General features: G+C 46.7%; 3 protein-coding genes. All 3 read left to right on the plus strand.

Features of this window, described 5'->3' with window-relative positions; translation table 11 throughout:
* Positions 1 to 228 precede the first annotated feature (228 nt).
* On the plus strand, positions 229 to 558 hold the full coding sequence (locus tag HMPREF2756_RS04320) for a hypothetical protein (RefSeq protein ID WP_070618661.1): 330 nt from the start codon (positions 229 to 231) through the stop codon (positions 556 to 558).
* A 36-nt stretch (positions 559 to 594) separates the two neighbouring features.
* Positions 595 to 1,839, plus strand: a complete 1,245-nt coding sequence (locus HMPREF2756_RS04325; RefSeq protein WP_070618664.1) for a hypothetical protein — start codon at positions 595 to 597, stop codon at positions 1,837 to 1,839.
* Between the two features lie 43 nt (positions 1,840 to 1,882).
* Positions 1,883 to 2,875, plus strand: a 993-nt coding sequence (locus tag HMPREF2756_RS04330; RefSeq protein ID WP_070618667.1) for a hypothetical protein, incomplete at its 3' end; no start/stop codon positions are given.

The raw sequence follows: 2,875 nt of genomic DNA on the forward strand, positions 1-2,875 counted from the left end.
TGAGCGAAGATGAAAATGCTCCGTGGGGTGTCATGCAAAATCGGGAACAGATTATCGAAGGTCCCAGTTGGCAGACTCACGAAGAGTGGAAAGAAGCACGCTGCCAGGAGACCGGAAGGTAAAAGCCTAAATATTGGTGACGAAAACTCGTACACCTGCAAACTCTATCCGATACTATCGCTAATGTAGATCATTACATCCCCCGCCCCATGACGAAGGAATAAATACATGGCACTCATAAGTCCCGTTACCAGTCAGAACGACGACTTACAGCGCACTATCGAGCAATTACATTATCAGGGCGCTGAGGATATTCTTGTTAATGCCCCTCAGCAGAGTGCTTATGGCTACCAAGTAGGGTATAACCATCCTGAGTTGCAGTACACGCTTGATGGTAAACGGTACTATGTCCTCTGGCTGACTGAAGAGAGTAAGCTCGCGCAGTATAAGGCACAGCGTATAGCAGCTAATGACCCAGATCATGGAGGGATAGAAATACGTACTGTGCGGGAATACGATGATCCTGCAACGAAGACCTTTATCCGTTCCGCATCCTAAATTCTTATGTAGCGATAACCGACAGAATAGAGTATTATGAATCCCCACTACACGTTAGCTAACGGTGCATATGAGCCCACTACCTACGAACTTGGCTATATTTATGCGGACCTGCAGGATATCGCCCAGGCATATATCGACTGGCAGCAAAAGCTGGGCTACCGCATGCAGTATGAGGTTGTTGAATCAGGCGGGTTAGCTGCGGCGATGTCGTACCTTGAGCCGCTGCGTCGTATCAGTGATGCTGTTGTGTTTACTGAGTGTGAAAATTATTGGGTTTCGGTTTTGACAAATCGTGTGCCGAGTAACGATGTAGATTCTATTGTGCACACAACCTCTCGACTACTGAATACTACTGGTGTGCTGATCTCAAATGTTCCGAATCGGTACCCTATAGCTTCTCATGCTGATTCTCGGGTGAATGTGCGGGGTCGTCGCCGGTTTGAGGTTCTTTTTCAGCCTGATAATCCCGGCGATATTCACACGGAACGGGCTCGACGATGTGTTGAGGTTAAACGTGAGATGGGTTCTCGGTGGCGTTTCGTTCATGAGGGGCTCCCAATTAACTTTGAGCAGGAAGAAACATATAAGGTTGCGCGTATTCCTGACCGCCTCAGTGCGGATATGCTGATTGATTATGCGCACGCTATGCGAATTGACCCGTATGATGAGAACTTCTACACGGGTCGTAGCGTGACGGTGTATCGGTACAAACCAGAGTTTGAGGTAGAAGAGAATAAGAAATTTATTGTGCCTCATAGTTTTGCCGAGGCACGCCACTATTTTGGGTATGTTCCTTCTGATGGCACAGCCCCGTTGGAACCATCGGATGAGACACCTGCCGGGTGGGATACCCGTTCAGTACTTGAACGTATGCGTTCACACCTCCCGCTAACCGTTGATGCAGTTGAGGTCATGGGTGAGGACGCCTGCGCTGTTTTATCTGGGAAGGATTGGGCACTTCAAGTTAACTGTAGTGGTGTTCTTACTGCGGCAGAGGGCTCTATTTCCAGGGGGTCCCAGCCCCAGGATAATCATTTTCCGGATAGTCTGAGGCAAGTTCAGGGAACGGTAATCACTGAGGTTTCCGGTTCAGAAGACGGGTATAACCCCGTGATAACACTGCGTGCTTCTGATGGTTCCCCGTGGACTTTAACCCTGCAAGTGGGAGCGGTGAACGATCCATGGGAGCTATTTGCTCATGGCGAGCGTATTGCTGGCTTTTCGTGGCAGGATCACCAGGCTTGGCAAGCAGGAGATCTCACCGAAGGGGCTCGATAGATAACGCCTTCTATTAATTTAAACACAAAGGAGACTCCACACCATGAATAAAAAACCTACCGATATTAACCGTTACCGCCTGCTTGGCGGTAAATACGAGCCTATTACGTACACGCTTTGCTTTTTCCGAGGAGACTACACCTACGTTGCGGAGTGCTTTAAAAAATGGGCCAATAACCTAAAAACTAGCTTTGCCTTAAGAGGTGTAGACACTAAACACCTAACTACCAATGAGATATCTAAACGACCTTTTATGCATGGAGCGAACCCTACCAGCCTAAAAGAATATGCTTTTAGGAGTGTTCTACCTCTACAACTATCTGGGTCAAGGTTAACCTTTGTGCAGTGCCGCAATAACTGGACTGCCGTAATTACTAACTCCCCTAAACTATTTGTGGATTACACCGGCTACACTTGGAATATGCGGCGCCTATTTTCACTGGATAGTGTTATTTTGCGATACGTTCCTAATATCTATCCACCCAAAAACTATAAAGAGCTCGAGACCTACCATCAGTCTTACGGGAGTCTTGAGTTGAGCTACACAAACCCATCCGGCACGCTCATACATGGAAACAGTACGGGCCGCTGGATATCACTTAGCCGACAAGGTCTACGAAAATGGGACTTCTACAACAAAGGTGAACCATTTGATTTTGAAGATATTAGTATATACGAAAAACGACGGGTAACTGACCGCTTCACTCCGGAGCTGATGCTACAATACGCCCAAAAACTGGGTATTGACCCATATAACATAGATTTTTATGATGGGCCAGCTATATTGTATGAAAATCGTGCAGAATGGTGTATCAGTAATGAGAACCCAGAAATAATAAAACCATTCACTCCTGCTGAAGCGCGTAAAGAGTTGAAAATAGACTTTCTATACAGTGACTATGGCGCCCCACTTGATACTATCGATAATGAACACACTCTCTATAACAATGACTACACAGGACCCGACGCCCCAAATGAGACTATTCCTGAAAAATCTGATGAATTCGAGCCTTTAGATGAATATCAGGCTGATTCT

This window comes from Rothia sp. HMSC067H10 (assembly GCF_001810635.1).
In the GTDB taxonomy this organism is placed as follows: domain Bacteria; phylum Actinomycetota; class Actinomycetes; order Actinomycetales; family Micrococcaceae; genus Rothia; species Rothia dentocariosa.

Coding starts and splice junctions, on each gene's coding strand:
- HMPREF2756_RS04320 (WP_070618661.1), top strand. CDS start 229: ATGGCACTCATAAGTCCCGTTACCAGTCAGAACGACGACTTACAGCGC.
- HMPREF2756_RS04325 (WP_070618664.1), top strand. CDS start 595: ATGAATCCCCACTACACGTTAGCTAACGGTGCATATGAGCCCACTACC.